Below are 23970 nucleotides of genomic sequence, written 5' to 3'. Positions count from 1 at the left end.
AGTTTTTGAATTGTGCTGAACTTTGTATCTTAGCCATAGTAAATTTCTTTCGCAATTAAATTTACTAAACAGCCGCTGCTTTTTAAAGCAACGGCTGTAATTTTTATACCCTTTTTAGTCAGCCCCGAATAATTTATCGTTTACAAACGATAGAATCGTATCGTTATTTATGCGCTCGTTTGGAAACGAGCGCACACTTTTTTGAATACTAAGCCAAATTCCTTCCCGCGTTTACAATACCAAATACCGTTCTTACCGCAAGCTTTTCTAAAGCATGCTGGTCTGTCTCGTTCTGGTCGTGCTGCAGTTTCTCTAAGGCAAAATGCTGGATTAATACCAATGGCAAAATAATTTTTTCGCGTGTAGCAATCGACTTTTTATCTACCGGGTAATTGGCCATTAAAGTTGGCTGTCCGGATAGTTTTAAGAGCATCTCTTTAGTTAACTTGAATTCTTCATGTAATTGCGTCCAAAAGGCACCAAACTCTTTATCGTTTGCCAAATGAGCGGTAATCACAAAGTCTGATTTACTCATACTCATCATACAATTATCCACTATAGTTTTGAGGTAGTCAGAATCTTCATAAACCTTCACCACTTTGTCCCAGTTTCCCGCCTTTTCCTGATTTTTCATCGCCGTACCCATTCCGTAAAAACCAGGCACATTTTGTTTCAGCATACTCCAGGCAGTTACAAAACTGATGGCCCTTAAATCTTCTAGTTTCATTTCGCCTCCCCCATTTCTTTTTACCGGACGGCTACTGATATTGGCCTGAGATAATAATTTTAAAGGAGATAATTTCTCTAAATAACTTACAAATAAGGGGTGCTCGCGCAGGTCTACAAAAGCCCTGTAACCATCTTCTGCCATTTCATCCAGCAGGGCTTTATTGTCAGGATCTAAAAGCACATTATGTTTTTCTTTTAATCCTGACGATATTCCCGCATTAATTAACTGTTCAATATTAAATTCCGCACTTTCTACTGAACCGTACTGCGAGCTAATGGTTTGCCCCTGAACGGTCAACTGCATATTCTTGTTCGCAATCTCCTTACCCATTGAGGCATAAAAACGATGTGTTTTACCTCCACCGCGTGCGGGCGGGCCGCCACGGCCATCAAAAAAGGCCAGCTGGATGTTATGTTTTGCAGCAACAGCTGATAAGGATGTTTTGCCATTAAAGATAGACCAGTTTGCCATTAAATAACCACCATCCTTGGTACTATCAGAATATCCCAACATGATGTGCTGTTTATTGCCACGTTTAACCAGGTGCGCTTTATAAAACGGATTGCTATATAAGGTTTCCATAATGGCCGCGGCGCCCTTTAAATCGTTTACCGTTTCGAAAAGCGGCACAAAATCTATGGTGAGCGAATCTTTGCTCCAACCGTTCCAAAGGAAAAGCTCGATCAGCTGAAGGATATCACTCGCCTGCTGACAATTGCTGATAATAAAACGGTGACAAGCTTTTTCGCCATTGCGTTTTTGGATACCTTTAATTTCTTTAATTACCTCAATGGTATCATTTATCAAGGCATCAGCCTCACTTGCGTAAACAACGGTTGCTTCCTTAAAAGAAATTAAAGCTAATTTCTCCGCTTCCGAAAGCTGATCGTAATTGGCTGGGTATAAAGAAGAAATGGGTTTATTTTCGCGGCAATAGGCATGCACCTTTCTCAGTACCCTGCTATCCTGACGGATATCCAGCGATGCAAAGTAATTGCCATATAAGTCTATTTTGCGGATCAGATTATTAACCAGATCAACAAATAAACCTTCATGTTCTGCCAGTAAGGTTTCTTTAATTTTATTTAGGTTATCTCTTAATTCATCAGAAATATCATAAAGTTCGCACGATTGATCGAAAGCATTCTGATAAAGTACATCATGCAGCTTGGCAATATTTTCTTCAACACCTCTAAAAGTGATGCGGCGTTTAATAACCCTGAAATCGCGGTAGTAGCAGCGGAACAGGATTTGTCGCAACATTTTAGAAACGGCTAAGGTCGTATCAGCGTGAATATTTGGATTTCCATCCCGGTCTCCGCCAGGCCAGAAACCCAGTTCTAAAATTTTCTTGGTTTCCAGGTTATATTCATCCAGGTTCTGGTCTATCTCTTCCTGGATATTGGCCGCAGCAAAATAAAAAGTATTTTCTAAGAACCAGGCCAGGTTTAGGGCTTCATCAACCGGTGTTGGCGACTTTTTGTTAAAAAATGGCGTTTTACCCAATTGCTGTAACAAAGAGTTCATCAAGGTAAGATCATTATCCCTGATAGCCGTGGTTAAATCGGTAATAATGGCCAAAACACTTCCAGGATAGAATTGCGTTGGATGTGCGGTTAAAACCAAACGGAGCGAAAGTTCATCAATCAATTTCTCAATTTTCGATAACATCGGTTTGTTATCGGCATTTTTCTTTAGAATAAATGACAAGGTGCTCTGCTCGTCGGTAGTATTTAACTTAGTAAAAGAAGCATCTTCTACAGCATCAAAAAGCACCACTTGGCGTTCGATATACTGAATAAAGCGAAAAAGAAGGTCGATGATATCCTTGCGATCAGTATAACTGGTATACTTCGCAAAAAACTCTTCAATAATCTGGGCAGGTTTTTCTCCATTGGCTATACCTTCTTCACAGCTCTTAAAAAACAACGGAAGCAATGTTCCGGTATCCTTAATTTTGTAAAAAGGCAAGGTGAGAAATAAACTGTTAAATAGTTCAAATTTTGAGATGACCTCATTATTAAAAATAGATTCCCGTTGTGTAGTTAAACGAAGTTTCGGCATAGGTTATGCAATAGTTTTGTGTACGGTAATACTACAAAAAATGCATAAGGTATTAAAATTCTAAGGCTTACAATTTGGAAAATTGTAGAATAAATTTTATTTTTAGAATCTTATTTGGCCACCATGTGGTTGACTAAGAACATTTGCAATGTTTAAGGGCATTGCATTGATTGTTAATTTTTTGGGTTAAAACAGCCGATGTAATAAAATACACCGGCTGTTTTTGTTTTTTACCATTATTTATGGCATTTCATTGCAAATTTTAGTGTACATCGGCCGGAATGTTTGCGTTTTTCTTAAACTTCTGGAGATAAAGCAAGGGGATGGAAAACAACATAATCAAACCGGCGATCCAATATGCATCGTCATAGGTAAGCAACATCGTTTGTCTGGTTACAATTCCTTCCATCGCTTTAGCTGCCATAATTTTAGCGTCGAACAGGGTTTGCCCTTTAGCCATAAAACCTTTAATTAACCCATTAAAACGATCAACAAATGGTTGGTTGTAGTCGTTAAGATTGGTCAACAAATTGCTTCTATGGAAACCTGAACGGATGTGGATCAAAGTGGTCAAAGCAGCGATGCCAAATGAACCGCCCAGCTGGCGCATCATATTATTTAAACCTGAGCCCTGACCAATTTCCGGTCCTTTTAAATCTTGGATAGCCAGTGTGGTTAATGGTACGAACAACAAAGCCATACCTATACCCCTAATTACCAATGGCAAAAAGAAATCACCGGTACCTGATTGAAGTGTTGATTTGCTCAGCATCCAACAAAAAATAAAGAATGCCAGCATACCAAAAGTAGCCATAAACTGTGCAGGAATCCCTTTTTTAAGCATAATCCCGATAAAAGGCATCATGATAATGGTACATAAGCCTCCGGGAAATAACAATTCTCCTGTTTGCAGGGCCGAAAAGCCCAATAAATTCTGGCAAAAAACCGGAAAAATAAACACAGAGCCGTATAAACCAAACCCTAAAATAAAAGAGGTAAACATACCTACGGCAAAACTTCTGTGCCGCATAATCTTAAAGTTTACAATCGGATGGTCGGTACTCATTTCCCTCCAGATGAAAAGCAATAAGCCAAATACCGATGTGGCAGCCAAGGCTGTGATATACGGCGTAGCAAACCAGTCTTCACTCTCTCCCTTTTCAAGCAATGTTTGTAAACTACCTACCGCTATGGCCAACAGGGCGATACCCCACCAATCGACAGGTTGACCCTGCCCTTCTTTCGGAGTGGCCCGCACAAAAGAATAGGTACAATAGGCCGCGAGTATGCCAACAGGAATATTCACATAAAAAATCCACGGCCAAGAGCTGACATCCAGAATATATCCACCAATAGTTGGTCCAACGGTTGGCCCTACTACTGCACCCAAACCAAATAAAGCGGTTGCAATCCCCACATCTTCACGTGGCCAGGTTTCGATAAGAATAGCTTGTGCTGTTGATATCAAACCACCACCGGCCAGTCCCTGAATAACCCTGAATAAAATAAGCTCGTTTAATGAAGTCGCGTTTCCGCATAAAAAAGAAACGAGCGTAAAAACGATAATAGAGGTAAGAAAATAGTTTTTCCTGCCAAACCGGTTACCCAACCAGCCCGACATGGGCAATACAATAACGTTTGCTACCGCATAGCCGGTGGAAAGCCAGGCCACATCCTCAAGGGTGGCGCCCAGGTTTCCCTGTATCTGTGGAATTGCCACATTTACGATAGTCGTATCAATCAACTCCAGCAATGAAGCTGTAATTACCGTAAATGTAATAATCCACTTTTTTAAACCTACTTCGGCCATTTTTTTATTAGTTAACAGAAACTGAGGCTTTAACGCTCATTCCTGGACGTAATTTAGCCAACAGCTCTTTTGATGGATGGATTTTAATTTTTACCGGAACGCGTTGCACAACTTTAACGAAGTTACCTGTAGCATTATCAGGAGGCAATAAAGATCCTTTTGCACCAGTAATCGGTGAAAAGTTATATACTTCGCCTTCAATTTTTTGATCAGGATAAGCATCTACTTCTATTTCTACTTTAGAACCTTCTTTAATTTTTTCCAATTGGGTTTCTTTAAAGTTAGCCGTTACATAAATGCTTCCATCGTTTACAATAGAGAATAAAGATTGACCTGCCTGAACCAGTTGTCCTTTTTGCACATTCTTTTTAGAAACAATACCTGTTGCAGGGGCTTTGATATCGGTATATGATAACTGAAGCTTTGCAAAATCAATATCACTTTGGCGCTGGCTGATTACATTACTGCTAACTGCCAATTGCGATTGCGTGGTGCCCACTTGTTTAACTGCTGCATTATATTGATCTACCGCGGCCTGATAAGCTGCCTGTGCCGATTCTTTAGCTGCTTTTGCCTGGTCGAAAGCCTGTTGGGTGATCGATCCGTCTTTAATCAGGTTGGCATAACGGTCGTAATCTTTTTGCGCCAGGTTTAATTTAACCTTTGCTGCAGCTACGTTTGCTTTCGCAGTACTGGTATTGGCTTCTGTTGCCGCAATTTGAGATTGAGCCACACCAACGCCTGCACTAGCCCCTTTTTGGCCAGATTGTGCCTGCTCCAGTTTCACTTTATAATCATTATCATCAAGTTTAACTAAAACCTGTCCTTCGGTTACGCGGGTATTCTCCTCAAAATTAATATCCTTTACATAACCGCCAACACGGGCAACAACCGGACTGATGTCACCATCAATCTGAGCATCATCCGTATCAACGTGCTTGCTATAATAATTCCATTCTATAATCCCGAAGACTATACCTATAACGAGTAAAACACCTAAGATGATGGGTACTACTATGTTCTTTTTTTTCTTTTCAGTTGTCATTGCCGTATTTATTGCGTTATTTTTCCTGTTGATTTTAATAAGGTATAGTAAGCCAAACCTGCGTCTGCCTTTGCTATTTCCAAGTTTATTTTTGCCTGATATAATAAGGTTTCAGCATCAATGCGGTCGGTAACCGAAGCCACATTGTTTTTGTATTTTGATGCCAATAATTTATCGTTTTCTGTAGCCTGTGCAATTGAAGTTTCCAAAACCTGGATTTTGTTCATGGCCACCTGGTAATTCTGAAAGTTTTTATTGATATCTGTTTTTACCTGATCTGATAAAATATCTTTCTGAATGGTAATTTCATTCTGCTGTATTTTTGCCTGGCTTACTTTGTTTTTATTCGTCCAAAGGTTTCCGAAATTCCAGGAAACCGTTGCTCCTAAGGTAACAGGCATTAAGTACTGATTTGCAGGCGGAATAAAATTGCCACTCGGGTTAATGTAATACAGGTTGGCACCAACACCAACAGTAGGTAATGTATTCGCCTTGATGGTTTTGATGTTAAAATCGGCTACCTTATTTTGCACATCAAGTTGCTTTAATTCCTGGCGGTTAGCCATTGCCAGGCTAATGTACTCATTTAATGAACCTGACGTTTTTAAGCCGGCAGTGGGATCAGCAATCTTAACTTCGGTATCTTCGGGTAAACCTAAAAGAATATCCAGATTGTAGTTGATTACTTTACGATTGCTCTCGATGTCCATTTGGGTTAGCGTAACATTTGCCTGCTGCAATTGAAAACGCAACACGTCATTTTTGGTTACAATGCCCTGTTCGAAGAAACGTTGTGCCTGTTTAATCTGTGCAGCAATCGATTCCAGATTCTGATCAACAACTTTGCTACTTTGTAAAACCTTATATAAAGCATAATAGGTATTGATCACTGCATAGGTGATTTCTTCCTTGCTCTTATCGGCATCTAAACGTGCAACCTCTGCCAATAACCTGGTCGATTCTTTTGCGTATTTTAATTTACCACCACCATAAACAAGTTCCTGCACTGCTGCTGTACCAACAAAGGCATCGGCTCTTTTAGGCAGACGGAAAGATGATTCGCTACCCGGCAAAGTAAAAGTAGTGGTGGGTATTTCGGCATGATTGTACATAAAGCTTGCATTTGCCGTTGGCAGCGCATTGTCTTTTACAACTTCAAGCTGGGCCACTGCCTGATCGATCTTGTTTTGGGAAAGTTTTAAGTTTTTACTATTGGCCAGGCCGAGTTCTATGGCCTGGTTGATATTTAATTCCCTGGTGCCTTGTGCAAACAAAGCTGCCGGAATTAATGATGCCAAAAGCATTAATTTTATTGATCTGGGTATCATTTTTTTGTGGTTAAATAAACTGTTGTGAGATCTTGTAAATGAGCGATTGTCCGCTCCTTAATCATTTTTTTGTCTTTTGGATCATTCAGGTCAAAGTTGGAACATGATATTACCTTTTGGGGTGCAATCACAATATTGGTTATTGTACCCATAATGGTTGCGATTACCATCCGTACATCTACTTTATTAAAAGTGCCATCTTCAATGCCGCTGGTAATAATCCGGTCGATAAGCTGCATGTTGTGGCTCATGGCATCTTTAATCTTATCATACATTGCCGGTCTCTGAGTTAAAGAAAGCTCCCGGTGCATCATTTTATGAAATGCAGTATTATTTAAAATCCTGTTCACATAGCCCTCAATAACCCTGTGCAGTTTTTCTAATGCCGAAATCTTATCTTCATTGATGATTTTTAGCTGAGATGCAAAACCAGCAATACGCTCGTTCATAATCTCTACAAAAACCCCTTCCTTTGAACCGAAATAATAATTTATCATCGCCATATTCGCTCCAGATTCCTTCGCAATCTGCCGGGTAGAAGTACCTTCATAACCCGTTTCGCAAAACAGCTTTTCAGCTGCTTCAAGAATGGCCTGTCTTTTATCTACTTTTTCTGTTTTCATTTCTTTTTAACAGCACAAAATTAATCAAACGATTGATTAACTTCCAAATGTTTCTTCACTTCTTTTACATTCTTTTGATAAAACCCTGATTTGCGGAATGAATAATCATTAGCGCGATTAATAATAAGCTTGTTTTGAATACAAACCTGGCCGGATTTTGATAATTAATTAGATTTGGACATATTGATTAAAATTTAAAATAAATATTAACTTTGCCTCCAAATAACAGAAAACATGAGTGTACAAGAGAACAGCAGCAATAATTTCAACTGGTTATATTATGCTTTAGGTTTATTCTTCGGGGTGTTAACCGGAGCAATCATTACGCAAAACTATATTTTTGCCTTGTTAGGTGGTGTTTTAGGTTTGTTAACAGCAGGCTTATTTTTAAACGCTATTGTTAAGGGAAGAAAATATTAGTTTTAAACTTTTATTCACCAGGTTCTTTAAGGGTCTGATAATTCGCTGCGAATGAGTTTTATTCCGTTCTTACAATAAGGTAAATCGTGATTGCCCTTCGCCACTGAAAACAAATACCTACAGATGAAAAATATCTTCATTGTTGTTTTCGCTCTTTTTTGCTTTAGTGCAAAGGCCCAGCAAGGTGCTGCTGCTGAAGTAAAATTTCCTGCTGCAGACCCAAGTCCGGCAGACATTGTTTATTTCCCACTTAATGCACCAAAGGCAAAGGCCGGAGACCCAACAAAACCGGTTATCAAGATTGTTTACTCGCGGCCGCAGAAAAAAGGGCGCGATATTTTTGGCGTTTTGGAGCAATATGGAAAGGTTTGGCGTTTTGGAGCCAATGAAAGCACCGAAGTTCGTTTCTTCAAAAAAGTGACCATAGGTGGCAAGAAAATCAAAGCGGGTACTTATAGCCTGTTTGCCATTCCAAATAAGGATACCTGGACAATGATCATCAATAGCGAAACAGATAAATGGGGCGCTTTTACCTACAATCAGGCCAAAGATATTGTTCGTGTAAATGTTCCGGTAAAAACCTTGTCTAAACCGATCGAATACTTCTCTTTAACCTTTACAGAAATTAACCGGGGTGCTAATTTAGTTATTGGCTGGGATAGAACACAGGTAGAATTACCCATTACCTTTTAAGTTAAAGCAGTAAAAATATAAGTCCCGACTATAGCAGCCGGGACTTTTTGTTTAAATCGTTTTTTATCTCGCCATAACCAGGGGCATATAAAAGCTAATAACATCAGTTATATCAAAGCCGGCCTATTTGATCGATATGAGTTTATACATTGCCCATATACGGATCGGTTTTGGTAATCTCTCCGGTTTCTATTTTGCCTGCGTACCGGTGTTTAAATATGGTATTGCCAATCTGCGTAATACTGAAATCGTACCAATTTGCATTTTTAGCCAGGTTAAACGAAATATTTATACCCGATTTTGGCCTGATGCTTACGGCTTTATTTCCTGATTTATATTTATTATCTGAAATTTGAAGGGTAACCAAACTTGCACCTGTATTTTCAATAGTAAAAACCAGTTTACCTGTAAGCTTTTTATTTATCAAGCCGGTTTGTTCAGGATATACTTTCACGATAACGGGAGGATTTTTTTTACTTCCCATAAAATTGCGGTAAAAACCATTTGGGCCATTTATGGTCAGATCATAAACTTCATTATCAAAATCAGCCAGTTTAATGCTATCCTGAAATATATCGCCAGCTTGTACGGCATAAGCCCACGTTTTGCCGGTAACGCCTTTAAATTTGGCGATTGTATTCATATTGAAAGGTGCACCAACAGTTTCAATCTCGCTGCCAAATAAGGTTTTTACCGACTGAAAAGTCAGTGCAAGCTCATCATTAACCAAATTAGCATCGACTGCTAAATGATAGGGCAAAGCACAGGCAGGTTTGGTGCCGTTCTCCTGCTTTGGCGCATGGATCGACGTTTCGGGCGAAAAAGTATCAAATTTATTGATTTTGACCACTTCCGTCTTATTTAATGCAGTTGGCCCAACCTGTGCAGGCTTGCTTTTTGCGTTACCAATACTGGCCACTACAACATCGCGTTTTAAAGGTTCAGGAGATTTGATTTCTTCTCCATGATAAGGTCTAAATACCGAGGTTAAATCCCCGCAAATATTCCTTCGCCAATCGCTGATATTATTGCTTTTTATGGTTTTACCTGTTTTTCTGGCCAGCCATTTCTCCATAAACATGATGGAAGAGGTATGATCAAAAACCTGCGAGTTCACAAAACCGCCTTTGCTCCATGGTGAAGCAATGATTAATGGAACACGGTAACCCAAGCCAATCGGACTTCCTTTTCTTGTTTCAAAATCAGTAGTATAATTGATGCCAGCAGATGTTTTTCCACTGCCCGGATCTTCAGGATTAGGTACCACAAAGGGTGGCTGGTGATCAAAATACCCATCATTCTCATCGTAGGTTAAAACAAAAATTGTTTTTTTCCAGACTTCTGGGTTTTTGGTTAAGATATCAAGCGCTTCGCTAACGTACCAGGTGCCATATAATGGCGAACTGGTGTGATCAGAAAAACGCTGAGGCGCCACCAGCCATGAAACAGTTGGTAATTTTCCATTGTCTACATCCTGTCTGAACTGGTGAAAAATATCTCCTTTTGGAACATTGATGGTTTCTGATTGTCCCTGATCGTTTTTATAAGTGAACGGTTCAAGTTCTAAGTAATCTTTTTGAGAAATGTTAGTGGTAAAGGCTTTATCAATCAGATTCTTTTCCCGTTGTGATAATTTATTGTATTTCTCCTGAACCTCTTCTGCTGTTAAAGGTGGTTTAACCGTATTATCGCCATTTTTTCTAAAATAAGCCGATAACTTAACATTGTGCCGGCTGATATACTCTACAGGATTATCACCATAATTCCCCAGCCAATCGTCTATTTCACCTTCCGGCAATTTGGAGGTCCATAGTTCATTTTGATAAATGCGCCAATCAATACCATTATCTTCTAATGTTTCCTGAAAGGTTGGCCAATCTACAAATACATTATTTTGCGATTCGGCCTGATCATTATTAACCACCGCAATACGATTTGCACTTTTCTCTCCGCGAACAGTTCCCGTGAAAAAGAACAGTCTGTTTGGCGTTGTTCCGGTTAATGAGGAGCAAAAATGCTGATCACAAATGGTGAAAGCATCGGCCATGGCATAATAAAAAGGAATGTCATTCCGGTCATAGTATGCCAGGGTCATTGGCGTTTTAACAGGTAACCATTTATCATATCGGCCACCATTGCGTGCGGCTACCTGATCATTCCAGGAGTGCGGTAAGCCCCCCTGCCAGGTAATTTTTGTTTTGTTTATATCAACATGAAAAGGAGCATACGTATAGCCCTGACCATCTTTTTGCAGCCAAACTTTGTTGCCATCAGGCTGGATGTGAGGGTGTGGATCATTAAATCCGCGTACTCCTTTCATTTTTCCGAACATGTGATCAAAAGACCGGTTTTCCTGCATGAGGAAAACAATGTGCTCGGCATCATAAAATGTACTGCCCGGTTCAGGATTGATAGCCATAGCTTTTAATACCGAACTTGGCAAAGTGCTGGCGATGCCAGTGGCTCCGGCAAACAAGGCTGCCTTTTTCAAAAATTCTCTACGTGAATCCATAAAGTTGACAATATAGCTTAGATACTGTAATTGTGGTTTTCAGTTGGCATTTGACAGTTTGCAATTCAGATAACCCATTTAAACAATTGACCAATTAACCGAACAACAGATAATGAATTATCCAATTACTTCTGAAATACCCTCACATAATCCACTTTCATGTTCGCAGGGAAAGCACTATCATCCACCCCTTTTTTTCCGCCCCAATCGCCGCCTACGGCAAGGTTTAAAATCAGGTGGAAATTCTGATCAAATGGCCAGTCACCAGATCCCTTTTTGGTATTTTTAAAAGTGAGGTACTTCTGATCGTCGATAAAGAAGTCGATACGATCGGCAAACCACTCTATCGCATAAATATGATATTCTGTATAAGGATTATTAACTTTCAAAGCCTTACCCACCTGTGTATGGATAACATGGTTAAATTTTTTGGTATGTACGGTTCCGTGAACGCTATCAGGATCGTAACCTACATGTTCCATAATATCAATTTCGCCACTTTTTGGCCAGCTGCCATATTTCGAATCGGTAGGAAGCGCCCATATGGCTGGCCACAAGCCTCTGCCTTTTGGTAACATCGCCCTTACTTCCACTCTACCATATTTAAAATCGAATTTATTTTTCGTTACCAACCTGACTGAAGTATAGTGCCTGTTTTCCTTATCAGTTTTTAGCGCTATAATATTCAGGTTTCCTTTTTTAACAACTGCATTTGCACTATCGCCGTTAGTATAATATTGCAGTTCATTATTCCCCCAACCTCTACCGCCAACATCATAGCCCCAGTTTTTAGTTAACGGCAAGCCGGCATCGTCAAATTCATCTGCCCATTTTAATTTCCACCCTTGGCTAACCGGCGTTTTTTTAATTTCTTCGAAAAGCAATTCAGGTTCGTTGGTGGTAATATACTCTACATTGTGGGCCAATAACCACTGCATTTCAGGTACCGTATTTACCGTCCATGCATTTACAGTTAAACCCAGTTTTTGCGCATTTTCAATCCAATTATCATTTTGGTAAACACTGTAATGATAATCAACACCTGTTAATTGATCTGCCTTCAGCTGCTCAGCACTAATTTCTCCTCTTAAATAAGCAACCTTTGCATTTGGCAATAAAGTTAAAATGCGTTTGCAGTAATCATAGTCAAAGCTGATATATTCAACCCAGTCGTTCATTTTTAATTGCTGAACCATTTCTACGCATTTATTGGTCACCTCTATCCCGCGTTCCTTGCTGATTAATGAAGGTTTTACTTCCAAAATCAATTTGGTGCTTTTCTGTTTTTTACCTGCTAATAAATAAGCTTCTAATGTTGGGATCTTTTCACCATTGGTCATGGTTTTAGTTAAAAGATCTGCGTAATTTACTTTCTCAATCGTTAAACCCTGAAATTCTGGGTCGTGGTTAACTACCAAAATGTGATCCGCTGTCATCCAAACGTCGAATTCCGAACCGTAACAACCAAGTTTTACAGCTTCATTTAAGGATGCGATAGAATTTTGAGGAAAATTATTTTTCTTCCATGCACCGCGGTGTGCAATTACCTGGTTTTTGTTCCAGTTAAATTTTTGACCGAAAGAAGCAGTAAAAAAGAACAGCATTAGTGTGAATATAAATAACGGTTTCATATGGGCATGATTATACAAAAAGCCAAAAGTAGATTTTTATCAGAATACTCGTTTAAAATCTATGTAACCTTTGTATTAAATAAAACAAAATAAGATTTTATAATCGATGCGTATTAACCGGGTTATGATTTGTTACCTAAACTTTTTTTTAATAAATGTGCATTTTTGAAGCGCAAAGCAGGTACAACTATCAACGTTTGTTCCCGTGCTCCGCTATATCCTTTCGCTGCGCTACAGGGATGTCGCTATGCCCGGGGCTAAATACTTCTAATTTGCAATAAAAACCAAATGCCACAAACTGGAGCACCAACCAAAAGCTTTTTCTAATAAACAATTTGAAATAAACGCGTTACCTTAAATAGTTTCCTTTTAATTGACTGGAACAATTTTTACATTTACAGAGATATGGTGAGCAATAATTATAATGATTTACTACGTAAGATAGATGAATTTATCCGCAAATTTTACCTGAATAAAATTTTGCGGGGCAGTATTTATGCCGCAACTATACTGCTTGCCTTATATCTCATCATTTTTTTAAGCCTTTATTATCTCAATCCAACGGCTGAATTTAAAACCTTCGTATTTTTTGCTTATTTATTTACCGGTGTGTTACTGGTTGGTTTTTTAATCATTAAACCTTTGCTTGCTATGCTAAAATTAGGCAAACACCTCACGCTGGATGAAGCATCGGTTATCATCGGAAATCACTTTTCCGATATTAAGGATAAATTATTGAATACCCTGCAACTTCATCATTTATCTGAAAAAAATCCTGAAAACAATCTTCTCATGATGGCCGGCATTGATCAAAAGATTATTGAACTCAGGCCAGTTCCATTTTACACCGCAGTCAAGATTAACGATAACCGGAAATATTTAAAATATCTTCTTGTTCCCCTTTCCATCATTCTGCTCATTGCCATTATAGCCCCCGCTATTTTACGCGAGGGTACATACAGCTTCTTTAAGTATAATGAATACATTGCGCCGAAAGCACCCTTCAGCTTTACCATTTTAAACAAAAGTTTAACCGCTACACAAGGTGACGATATCATCTTGAACCTAAAACTGACCGGTGACGAAATTCCAGCCGAAGTATATGTTGAAGATGGAAAAAATACCTATAAACTGGAGAAGGAAAACGTGACTAAGTTTAACTATACGATCAAAAACATCCAGAACGATAAAAAATTGATTTTTAAGGGCGGGGGCTTTAGTTCTGGTGTATTTACCATCACGGTTAAACCCCGCCCCGAATTGCTTAATGCTATAGCTACTTTAAATTATCCTGTTTATTTGGGCAAAAAAACTGAATCGGTTGCCAATGCTGGTGATCTGCTCCTACCCGAAGGAACCAAAGTAACCTGGAATTTCAAGACTGAAAAGAGCGACGAAATCCTGTTTATGCTAAATGGAAACAAAAACCTGCTTAAAATTGTTAATGACGAGACTTATTTTAAGGCCATTATCAAAAATAATTCAAAATATAGTATTATACCTAAAAATCAATATGTTACCATCAGCGATTCACTTTCGCACCAGATAACGGTAATCAAAGATCAGTCTCCACAGATTACGGTAGAAGAAAAGCCGGATTCTGTTAACAACAAAGCTCTATATTTTAGCGGACAGGTAACTGATGATTACGGATTTAGCCGTTTGAGTTTTAAATATCACCTCAAAGATCATAACCGTATGGTAGGTACCGTTACTAAGAACATTGCCATTAAAAGTAATGCTACCACAAATAATTTTTTCTTTTTCTGGGATCTAACTGCTGTTAATGCCAAACCTGGTCAGGAAATAGAATATTATTTTGAAGTAACCGATAATGATGGCGTAAATGGTGCAAAGGTTACGAGATCAGAAATTAAAACCTTTAAACATCCTACTCAAAAAGAGACTGCTGAACAGGTAAATGCAAGCAACCAGGTTTTAAAACAGAAGATGCAATCAGCCATACGCTTAGCTAATACCATCGAAAAGGAAAGTAAAAAAGTGGCCGAAAGCCTTACTGACAAAAAACAGATTTCTTTTGAAGATAAAAAACAGATAGAAGCCCTTTTAGACAAACAAAAGCAGCTGGATGAAGCCGTAAAAGAAATTAAAGCACAGAATGATAAAAATATCCAGCAACAGCAGGATCAAAAGCAAACGGAAGAACTTCTTGAAAAACAAAAGCAGATTAAAGACCTCTTCGATCACGTATTGGATGAAAAAACAAAACAACTTTTGCAAAAACTGCAAGATCTGATGAATGAGAAAAATAAAGACCAAACGCAGAACGAACTTTCTAAAATGCAGTTGGACAATAAAACCCTCAAAAATGAACTCGACAGGATTTTAGAGCTTTACAAACAGCTGGAATTTGAGCAAAACCTTCAAAACGATATTAACCGTTTAAATGAGCTGGCAAAAGAACAAAAGGAACTTGCCCAGCAAACCAAAGATAAAAAACAAGATAATGAGTCGTTAAAGCAGAAACAAGATGCGCTGAACAAGGAGATGAATGAACTGAAGGATGACCTGAAAAAGCTGGATGAAAAAAATAAATCTCTAGACAGGCAAAATCCTTTCGAAAACCCTGAAAAAGATATTCAGGATATCCAAAAAGATCAGCAAGACAGCAAAGACGCCCTGGATAAAAAAGATTCGAAAAATGCAAGCCAGAAGCAGCAAAAGGCAGGTGAGCAGATGGAAAAATTATCCAAAAAAATGAGCGATATGCAGCAACAGGGTGAAGAGATGGAAAATAATTTAAATGCCAAAGAATTGAGACGGCTATTGGAAAATTTATTGACTACTTCTTTTGATCAGGAAAAAGTAATGCTCGCGTTAAAGAAAATGTCTGCAACTGATCCATCTTACACCAGCAATGTACAGAAACAACGTAGCATTAAAGATAACCTTAAAACCATTGCCGATAGTTTATATAGTTTAAGCAAACGCGTTCCTCAGATAGAATCTACTGTTAATGAGGAAATGAATAAAATTAATTTCAACCTTGATAAAAGTCTGGAAAATTTAGGCGATAGAAGAACAGCCGAAGCTAACCGTTTCCAACAATTTACCATGACCGCTATCAATAACCTTACTTTGATGCTGAGTGAAGCACTAAGTCAGTTGCAGAATATGCAAAAAAACGGCAAAAGCGGTAGTGGAAAGAAACAGAAGCAAGGAATGAAGCAACTTTCACAGATGCAGGAACAACTGAATAAGAGTATGCAAAAAGCCCGTGAGCAGCTGCAAAAACAAGGAGGCAATCAAGGTACGGTTGGCAAAGGACAAATGAGTGAGGAGTTTGGTAAAATGGCTCAGCAGCAACAAATGATCCGTCAGGCTTTAGAAAAGCTTAACCGTGAAGAAAATAAAGATGGTACCGGTAAAATGGGCAACCTAAACCAGGCCATTCAGGAAATGAAACAAACCGAGAGCGATCTGGTGAACAAACGTTTGCAACAAGAAACCTTAAACAGACAAAAAGACCTCTTGACCAAATTGTTGGAAGCGGAAAAAGCAGAACGCGATCAAGAAGAAGATTCGAAACGAGAAAGTAAAGCAGCAAAAGCGTTTCCGCCATCGTATCAAAAAATGTTAGAACAATTTAAAAAGCAACAACAGAATGGAAGTGATATGTTACAGAAGCTTCCGCCCAGTTTAAATTATTATTATAAAACTAAGATTGCGGAATATTTAAAATCGTTAAATATAGCGCGATAGCACTAAGAGGGCATCAACCTGATCCGATAAATATCGGATTTATTTCAGGGTTTTCGTTAAAAAGATGCTGAAACAAGTTCAGCATGACGACTATTGGAATATTTCTTAAATTTGCAGCCATAAACATTATAGTATGCCTGCAATTTCTTTTTTTACAGAATCCATTAGCTATAACCTTCCTCAAAAATTAAAAATCAAAAAGTGGGTTAAAGCTACTATAGAAAAAGAAGGGTATCAATTGCAAGAACTCAATTTCATTTTCTGCAGTGATGAATATCTGTTAGGCATCAATCAACAATATTTAAATCACGATACCTATACGGATATCATTACCTTCGATAATTCTGAAGAAGAAAAACTGATCATAAGTGATATATTCATCAGCATTGAGCGTGTAAAGGAAAATGCCAAAACCTTTAAAATTTCAACATTTGATGAGGTTTGCCGCATTATGATCCATGGAACCCTGCACTTACTGGGTTATAAGGACAAAGGAAAAGCTGCAAAAACCCTTATGACAGAAAAAGAAGATGAATATTTGGAATATAGAAGCGAATTTGGATTAGTTTAGCCTCTCATTTTCCCACCCTAAATGTCATTCTGAGCGCAGCGAAGAATCTTTAGCTTCAATGTTATTTACAAAATACTTATTCCCTAGCCTATTCTGTTCGTCTAAATGATACTGGCGTTCGTCGAGAATTATATACAACTGGTATAATATAGTCGACCTTCCTGCAACTTTTGCGGATTCTTGAAGTCTCATACTAAACTAATAATAATAAATGGCTGCGTATCATACGTTCAGTTATTATTCAAGATAAAGTTTAGTTTTAGTTAATGATTGAAGCAGCGGTGGAGCGAGTCCGACCGCTGTTTCGTTTTATAACTATCATTTAACTGTTATTACAAACCTAAATACATCAAGCCTCTGCCATTTTTAGCTGATACACAACAGCTTTGAAACATCTATTAGCGTTCCAAAATAATTTATACTTACCTTTGCACTAATTTTTCTTTATAAATCCGAAATACAAAAAAATTGAGCACATTAATTGCGGCAGAAGGCTTAGGGCATGGTTATCATGACGAATGGTTATTTAAGAATTTAACCTTGGGGATCAACTCGGGGCAACGCGTGGCATTGGTTGGTATTAATGGTGCAGGTAAGAGTACCCTATTAAAATTACTGGCTGAAAGATTTCCTCCGCTTGAGGGCAAAATTGTAAAAAATAAGGCTGTTAAAATTGGTTTTCTGGATCAGGAACCTCAGTTTTCTGAAGGTTTTTCAATTAGCGACCATATTTTTTCACTTGAAAATAAGCAGCAGCAGCTCATTAAAGAGTATGAGGAATTAATTGAAAATCCAAATCCGGACGAAAAAACTCTTAATCGTTTATACGAAGAATTAAGTGAACACAATGCCTGGGAATATGAACATGAAATTAAAACCATCCTCAACCGGATGGGAATTACTCATTTACAACAAAAAATTTCGACCCTATCCGGCGGACAAAAAAAACGTTTGGCTTTGGCCAAGCTTTTAATTGAAGATCCCGAAATTCTGGTACTCGATGAGCCTACCAACCATTTGGATATTGATACAATAGAATGGTTAGAGAAATTATTGACCACCGGACAAAAAACAATTTTATTGGTTACACATGACAGGTATTTTTTAGATAATGTTTGCAATACCATTGTGGAACTGGATAGCGGAAAAATTTTTAACTATAATGGAAATTATGCTTATTTCTTAGAAAAGAAAGCTGAAAGGGAAGCTTTAGACGCTACTGTTTTACATAAGAACCAGCAGTTATTAAAGAAAGAATTGGAGTGGATGAGACGCATGCCACAGGCCCGTGCAACAAAATCTCAAGCCAGGATAGATGCTTTTTATGATTTAGAAGAAAAAACTAAGAAAAAGTCTGATAATCAAAGCGTTACTCTTAAAATGAAGATGTCTCGCCAGGGAGGCAAAATTATAGAACTGGAACACATTAATAAAAGTTTTGATGGCAGACCGATCATTAATGATTTCAGCTACACCTTCAAAAAAGGAGACCGCATCGGTTTAGCCGGAAAAAATGGTACAGGTAAATCAACGCTTTTGAACATAATCACCAGCAATTTAAAGCCAGACGATGGCAAAGTTGATACGGGTGAAACAACGGTATTCGGCTATTACAAACAAGGTGGTTTAACTTTCGACCCCAAAGAGCGCGTAATTGACATTGTAAAATCAGACGCTGAATATATTAAAATGGCAGATGGTTCTGTTATTACCGCGTCAGCCCTGTTAACACTTTTCCTTTTCCCTCCTAAAAAGCAACACGGGATGGTGGAAAAATTAAGTGGCGGTGAAAAAAAGCGTTTGAACCTTATGAAGGTGTTAATGCAAAATCCTAACTTTTTGATTTTGGATGAACCTACAAATGACCTAGACATCGATACCTTAAATGTATTGGAAGAATTTTTAGAAAATTTTCCAGGCATTCTTATGTTAGTCTCTCACGACAGGTATCTACTCGATAAAATGAGCGATCAACTTTTTATTATGGAAGGAGAAGGCGTAGTTAAAATCTATAATGGAAATTATTCAGAATATCGTTTAAGTTTGGAACAACCCAAAAATAAGCCAGAAACTAAAAAAGCATCCGCCCCTATTATAGAACAGGCTACTGCGAAACCAACAAAAAAATTGAGTTTCAAAGAGCAGAAGGAGTTAGCAGAAAGTGAAAAAGGAATAGAAGAAACGGAGGAAAAAATAGCGCATTTAACACAAACCTTAAATAGTGTTGATACTTCAGACTACATTAAAATCCAGGAAATATCCACAGAAATTGAAAACCTCCAGACACAGTTAGATCACTATACCATGCGCTGGTTGGAACTTTCAGAATAAAATATAGGATGACGTTTCACGTGAAACATTCCAAAGGTTTAGCTAAAATCTATTTTCAACCTCTAGTAATAAGTTACCAAAATTAAATTGTTCCACGTGGAACAGCTACAAAATATAAATAAAATGTTTTCAAAATATGATTTGATTGTGGTTGGTGCGGGCCATGCCGGTTGTGAAGCTGCTGCTGCTGCTGCCAATTTAGGATCATCAGTTTTATTGATTACAATGAATATGGGTACGATTGCCCAAATGAGTTGTAATCCTGCGATGGGGGGTGTTGCCAAAGGACAAATCGTTCGTGAGGTAGATGCAATGGGCGGTTATTCAGGAATAATCTCTGATAAATCGACCATACAATTTCGTATGCTCAACAAATCTAAAGGACCAGCGATGTGGAGTCCGAGAGCACAGATTGACCGAATGCGTTTTGCAGAAGAGTGGCGATTAGCATTGGAAAGAACACCAAATCTGGACATCTGGCAAGATAGCGTAATTGGAATATTGGTGAAGGGCAATACTGCATATGGCGTAAAAACCTCATTAGGTATTGAGATCGAAAGTAAAGCAGTGGTATTAACCAATGGCACTTTTTTGAATGGCGTGATGCACATCGGAGAAAAGAAATTTGGTGGCGGAAGAACAGCAGAACGAGCATCTACCGGCATTACCGAACAACTGGTAGATTTGGGTATGGAAGCAGGTAGAATGAAAACCGGTACCCCACCCCGGGTTGATGGAAGAAGTCTTAATTATGCTAAAATGGAAGAACAATGGGGCGATGAAAATCCCGGTAAATTTTCCTACACAGATACCGAGGTTTCAACTGATCAACGTTGTTGCTGGATTACTTATACCAATGACGATGTACATGAAACCTTAAAGGAAGGTTTTGAAAAATCGCCTATGTTTACCGGTCGCATCAAAGGTCTTGGTCCGAGATATTGTCCCTCTATTGAAGATAAAATTAACCGATTCGCGGAACGAGACAGACATCAAATTTTTGTTGAACCTGAAGGATGGAATACCTGCGAAATTTATGTCAATGGTTTTTCGACATCCCTTCCTGAGGATGTCCAGTTTAAAGCATTAAGATTAATTCCAGGTTTCGAACAGGCCAAAATGTTCAGACCAGGTTATGCCATTGAGTACGATTTCTTCCCTCCTACCCAATTATCGTTAACTCTTGAGACCAAATTAATCAGCAATTTATTTTTAGCAGGTCAGATCAATGGAACGACAGGTTATGAAGAAGCAGCCTGTCAAGGTTTCATGGCTGGTATCAATGCACATCAAAAAATAACAGAAAAACATGAGTTGATCATGAAAAGATCTGAAAGTTATATTGGCGTTTTAATCGATGATCTGGTAACGAAGGGAACAGAAGAACCTTACCGCATGTTTACTTCAAGAGCCGAACACCGTTTATTGTTGAGACAAGACAATGCGGATATCCGCCTCTCTCCTATCGGGCATGAGCTTGGTCTGATTTCTGATGAACGTTTAGCTAAGGTAAATAAGAAAGTTGCAGATGCTGAGGCTTTAGTAAAATTTACCAAAAGCCAGGGAATTGAAATGGCAGATGCAAATCCAATGCTTGAAAGTTTAGGTTCCAGTGCCTTAAATCAAAATGTAAAGATCCACAGTTTAGTGGGCAGGCCTCATGTTGGTTTACAAGACATCATTAAAGTGAGTAAACCCTTAACGGAAGCTACCAAAGCATTAGATCAGGAGACTATTGAACAAGCAGAAATTAAAATTAAGTACGAAAGCTATTTTGAGAAAGAAAATGAAATCGTAGCTAAAATGCTGAAAATGGAAGACAAAGAAATTAGGCCGGATTTTGATTATAACAAAATTGTATCCATATCAAAAGAGGCGCGTGAAAAATTATTTAAGATTAAACCGCGTACTTTAGGTCAGGCTTCAAGAATTTCGGGCGTTTCACCATCGGATATCTTTGTTTTAATGGTGTATATTAATAAGTAACTGATAATCAAATATTTAACTTATAAAATAACAACCTCAAATAAAGCGATTTAAGAAAGAAAAAAACTTTTTTAATATTAACATTCCAAAATAGATGAAAATCCGTCAGAACGATTAAAATATGCCGAATTTAAAAAATCATTATTTTAAGCTTAAAAATTTAACGGTTGTGGTTACGCTACTCCTATTTTTTGGTTGTGCCAGTATGCAAACGCCACAAGGCGGGCCAAAGGATACCAAACCGCCAAAGGTTTTAAGCATGACTCCAAAAAACCAAACGAGAAATTTTAATGCTAAAAAAATCGTCATAGAGTTTGATGAATATTTTAATTTGAAAGATGAGTTTAAAGAATTTTCAATTTCTCCCGATCAGGAAAAAGTTCCGGAGTTAAGAAAAAGACAAAAAAGACTGGAAATTATTCTCAAGGATTCCCTGGAAAAAAACACTACCTATACCTTGAATTTCGGGAAATCCATTGCAGATGTAAATGAAGGAAATGTTGTTAAAAATCTATCTTATGTTTTTTCTACAGGACCAGAGATCGATTCATTATCCATTAGTGGTAAAGTAATCAATTCGCTAAGTGATGAACCTGAAAAAGAAGTTACCGTATTTATTTTACCTTTAGAAAGAGATACAATTTTCGGAAAAAAACGCCCATCAATATATACCACAACCGACAGTGCAGGCACCTATAAACTGAGCAACCTCAGAAAAGGTACTTATAAAGTTTATGCCATTAAAGAAAGTGCCGGAGGGGGTGATAAAATATACCAACAGATTTCTGACGAGGTTGGATTTATAAAAGAACCAATTGTGATTGACAAAAACCTGGAGAACATCAACCTGCAGATATTTAAAGAACTGGCACCAGAATTCCGCGTATTGGACCGAAAACTGAACAATGATGGTAGTATATCAATTATCTTTAATCAGCAGCTTAAGAATCCCAAAATAACAATTACCGACCCTCCGGCAGTAGATGCAGGAAAGTATGTTCACTTTACCAAAAATAATGATACCGCTAAAATCTGGCTGAACGATATGGGTTTCGATTCAGTAAAGGTGGCCATTGAGGATCAGGGAAAACTCTTGCAGACCTTAAACTTCACAAGGGGTAAAAAAGATACTTATACACGTGAGATCACCATTTCTGATAACTTATCGGGTGGCAAATTAAATCCTTTCCAGCAGTTAAGCCTTACTTTTCCCTTTCCGGTAACGGCTGCAGATCCATCTAAAATCACTCTTCTGGAAGACTCAGTAAAAAGAACTAATTTCGAGGTGGTGAAAGATAGTGCAGATTTTCTGAAATACTATATCAGGTATCCATGGAAGAGCAAAAGAAACTACGATTTAAAATTGGGTTCAGGCGCTTTCACAGCCATATTTAATGCCAAAAATAAAGATATAACGAAACGTTTTACGCTCGAAAATCAGGATGCTTACACTACCCTGGTATTAAATGTAACTGTACCGGATACTTCAAAAAGATATGTGGTACAGTTCCTAAATGAAAAAAAAGATGTCGTAAAATCTTTTCCGGTTAGCAAAAACACCAAAGTTATTTTTTCAAAGTATCCGGCAGGCAAATATATGCTCAGGGTTATTTACGATGAAAATAAAAATGGTATCTGGGACACGGGAAATGTTAAGGAAGGATATCAACCTGAAAAAGTATGGTATTTGAAGGCATTAATGGATTTAAAACCCAACTGGGAACGCGAAGATCCGTTGGTGATACCACCCCCAACACCATAAATCGGTCGTCTCGACCGAAACGCAGTGGAGCGCCCGCCTGTGCGGACAGGCCTGCCCGTACAGGCGGGGAGAGATCTATATTTTAACACCAATTTCATCCCATCGTCATGCTGAATTTATTTCAGCATCCCTTGACACGAAAGACCCTGAAATAAATCCGATATTTATCGGATCAGGGTGACGACACTATGTTTATTTCGTATAGTTTAATGACAAATTAGGTTGTAAACCACCCCGAATACATGATATAATTATCTGGTAGTTTATTCAGTAAGGCCCTTTGCTCTTCGGTAAGGGGCTTTATTTTTTTTGCAGGTGTACCCGCATATAAATAACCGGTTTCGCAAATCGTATTTTCCAGTACAACAGATCCGGCAGCTATTATACAATACTCTTCTATCACCGCATGATCCATTACAATGGCACCCATACCGATCAAAACATGATCCCGAACGTTACAGCCATGTACAATAGCATTATGCCCAACAGATACCCTATTTCCAATATGTGTGGAAGCTTTTAAATAAGTAGCATGAATTACTGCACCATCCTGAATGTTTGATTCATTTCCGATCGTAATGGCATTTACATCGCCTCTGATCACGGCACTAAACCATACGGAACATTTATCTCCTATTACCACATCACCCACAATCGTGGCATTCTCTGCAATGAAATTATCTTTTCCTATTTCAGGGTATTTATCTTTTACGGGCAGTATTAAAGGCATAATATCTATTT

General features: G+C 38.2%; 15 protein-coding genes. 7 read left to right on the top strand and 8 right to left on the bottom strand.

Translation table 11 applies throughout. The annotated features are described in order from the left end of the window. Positions 1 to 208 precede the first annotated feature (208 nt). From QZ738_RS08715 to QZ738_RS08695, 5 genes are all read right to left on the bottom strand, one after another. Positions 209 to 2794 (bottom strand): phosphoenolpyruvate carboxylase, encoded by a 2586-nt coding sequence (locus QZ738_RS08715; RefSeq protein WP_293786643.1) that lies wholly within the window; start codon positions 2792 to 2794, stop codon positions 209 to 211. 262 nt (positions 2795 to 3056) lie between these two features. After that, positions 3057 to 4604, bottom strand: a complete 1548-nt coding sequence (locus tag QZ738_RS08710; RefSeq protein ID WP_293786642.1) for a DHA2 family efflux MFS transporter permease subunit — start codon at positions 4602 to 4604, stop codon at positions 3057 to 3059. 7 nt (positions 4605 to 4611) lie between these two features. Further along, positions 4612 to 5649, bottom strand: coding sequence for an HlyD family secretion protein (locus QZ738_RS08705; protein WP_293786641.1), 1038 nt, complete (start codon positions 5647 to 5649; stop codon positions 4612 to 4614). Between the two features lie 8 nt (positions 5650 to 5657). Then, on the bottom strand, positions 5658 to 6977 hold the full coding sequence (locus QZ738_RS08700) for a TolC family protein (RefSeq protein WP_293786640.1): 1320 nt from the start codon (positions 6975 to 6977) through the stop codon (positions 5658 to 5660). After that, positions 6974 to 7600 (bottom strand): TetR/AcrR family transcriptional regulator, encoded by a 627-nt coding sequence (locus QZ738_RS08695; protein ID WP_293786638.1) that lies wholly within the window; start codon positions 7598 to 7600, stop codon positions 6974 to 6976. The genes QZ738_RS08700 and QZ738_RS08695 overlap by 4 nt, the downstream gene beginning before the upstream one ends. A gap of 234 nt (positions 7601 to 7834) precedes the next feature. Here QZ738_RS08695 and QZ738_RS08690 point away from each other — a divergent pair, with 234 nt between their 5' ends. Beyond that, complete coding sequence (locus QZ738_RS08690) at positions 7835 to 8020, top strand: hypothetical protein (protein WP_025141696.1); 186 nt, start codon at positions 7835 to 7837, stop codon at positions 8018 to 8020. A 123-nt stretch (positions 8021 to 8143) separates the two neighbouring features. Then, a complete protein-coding gene (locus QZ738_RS08685; protein ID WP_293786634.1) occupies positions 8144 to 8713 on the top strand; it encodes a DUF2911 domain-containing protein in 570 nt (189 codons plus the stop codon). A 142-nt stretch (positions 8714 to 8855) separates the two neighbouring features. Here QZ738_RS08685 and QZ738_RS08680 read toward each other — a convergent pair whose 3' ends face one another. After that, positions 8856 to 11225 (bottom strand): phosphocholine-specific phospholipase C, encoded by a 2370-nt coding sequence (locus QZ738_RS08680; protein WP_293786632.1) that lies wholly within the window; start codon positions 11223 to 11225, stop codon positions 8856 to 8858. A 125-nt stretch (positions 11226 to 11350) separates the two neighbouring features. Beyond that, positions 11351 to 12856 (bottom strand): family 16 glycosylhydrolase, encoded by a 1506-nt coding sequence (locus tag QZ738_RS08675; protein ID WP_293786630.1) that lies wholly within the window; start codon positions 12854 to 12856, stop codon positions 11351 to 11353. A 405-nt stretch (positions 12857 to 13261) separates the two neighbouring features. On the opposite strand from QZ738_RS08675, the gene QZ738_RS08670 reads away from it, so the two are divergent. The 5 genes from QZ738_RS08670 (at position 13262) to QZ738_RS08650 (ending at position 23229) form a co-directional block, all read left to right on the top strand. Continuing rightward, entirely contained in the window at positions 13262 to 16579 is a 3318-nt protein-coding gene (locus QZ738_RS08670; RefSeq protein ID WP_293786628.1) for a DUF4175 family protein, read from the top strand. A 133-nt stretch (positions 16580 to 16712) separates the two neighbouring features. Then, positions 16713 to 17150, top strand: a complete 438-nt coding sequence (ybeY, locus tag QZ738_RS08665) for an rRNA maturation RNase YbeY (RefSeq protein ID WP_293786626.1) — start codon at positions 16713 to 16715, stop codon at positions 17148 to 17150. Positions 17151 to 17618: 468 nt separating this feature from the next. Further along, complete coding sequence (locus tag QZ738_RS08660; RefSeq protein ID WP_293786624.1) at positions 17619 to 19481, top strand: ABC-F family ATP-binding cassette domain-containing protein; 1863 nt, start codon at positions 17619 to 17621, stop codon at positions 19479 to 19481. A gap of 123 nt (positions 19482 to 19604) precedes the next feature. Next, positions 19605 to 21467 carry a tRNA uridine-5-carboxymethylaminomethyl(34) synthesis enzyme MnmG gene (gene mnmG, locus QZ738_RS08655; protein ID WP_293786622.1) on the top strand — a complete coding sequence of 621 codons (1863 nt, stop codon included), beginning with the start codon at positions 19605 to 19607 and terminating at the stop codon, positions 21465 to 21467. 121 nt (positions 21468 to 21588) lie between these two features. After that, positions 21589 to 23229, top strand: coding sequence for an Ig-like domain-containing protein (locus tag QZ738_RS08650; RefSeq protein ID WP_293786620.1), 1641 nt, complete (start codon positions 21589 to 21591; stop codon positions 23227 to 23229). A gap of 217 nt (positions 23230 to 23446) precedes the next feature. Here QZ738_RS08650 and QZ738_RS08645 read toward each other — a convergent pair whose 3' ends face one another. Further along, positions 23447 to 23959, bottom strand: a complete 513-nt coding sequence (locus QZ738_RS08645) for a gamma carbonic anhydrase family protein (protein WP_293786618.1) — start codon at positions 23957 to 23959, stop codon at positions 23447 to 23449. Positions 23960 to 23970: the final 11 nt, after the last annotated feature.

It is taken from the genome of uncultured Pedobacter sp. (assembly GCF_913776295.1).
Lineage (GTDB): Bacteria > Bacteroidota > Bacteroidia > Sphingobacteriales > Sphingobacteriaceae > Pedobacter.
The sequence above is the reverse complement of the archived record's forward strand: the minus strand, read 5'-3'. Positions and strand labels throughout refer to the sequence as shown.

Excerpts from the sequence above, each read along its gene's own strand:
- QZ738_RS08675 (WP_293786630.1), bottom strand. The coding sequence starts at position 12,856 with ATGAAACCGTTATTTATATTCACACTAATGCTGTTCTTTTTTACTGCT.
- QZ738_RS08670 (WP_293786628.1), top strand. The coding sequence starts at position 13,262 with ATGGTGAGCAATAATTATAATGATTTACTACGTAAGATAGATGAATTT.
- QZ738_RS08715 (WP_293786643.1), bottom strand. The coding sequence starts at position 2,794 with ATGCCGAAACTTCGTTTAACTACACAACGGGAATCTATTTTTAATAAT.
- QZ738_RS08710 (WP_293786642.1), bottom strand. The coding sequence starts at position 4,604 with ATGGCCGAAGTAGGTTTAAAAAAGTGGATTATTACATTTACGGTAATT.
- mnmG (WP_293786622.1), top strand. The coding sequence starts at position 19,605 with ATGTTTTCAAAATATGATTTGATTGTGGTTGGTGCGGGCCATGCCGGT.
- QZ738_RS08680 (WP_293786632.1), bottom strand. The coding sequence starts at position 11,225 with ATGGATTCACGTAGAGAATTTTTGAAAAAGGCAGCCTTGTTTGCCGGA.
- QZ738_RS08700 (WP_293786640.1), bottom strand. The coding sequence starts at position 6,977 with ATGATACCCAGATCAATAAAATTAATGCTTTTGGCATCATTAATTCCG.
- QZ738_RS08685 (WP_293786634.1), top strand. The coding sequence starts at position 8,144 with ATGAAAAATATCTTCATTGTTGTTTTCGCTCTTTTTTGCTTTAGTGCA.
- QZ738_RS08695 (WP_293786638.1), bottom strand. The coding sequence starts at position 7,600 with ATGAAAACAGAAAAAGTAGATAAAAGACAGGCCATTCTTGAAGCAGCT.
- QZ738_RS08645 (WP_293786618.1), bottom strand. The coding sequence starts at position 23,959 with ATGCCTTTAATACTGCCCGTAAAAGATAAATACCCTGAAATAGGAAAA.
- QZ738_RS08690 (WP_025141696.1), top strand. The coding sequence starts at position 7,835 with ATGAGTGTACAAGAGAACAGCAGCAATAATTTCAACTGGTTATATTAT.
- QZ738_RS08705 (WP_293786641.1), bottom strand. The coding sequence starts at position 5,649 with ATGACAACTGAAAAGAAAAAAAAGAACATAGTAGTACCCATCATCTTA.
- ybeY (WP_293786626.1), top strand. The coding sequence starts at position 16,713 with ATGCCTGCAATTTCTTTTTTTACAGAATCCATTAGCTATAACCTTCCT.
- QZ738_RS08650 (WP_293786620.1), top strand. The coding sequence starts at position 21,589 with ATGCCGAATTTAAAAAATCATTATTTTAAGCTTAAAAATTTAACGGTT.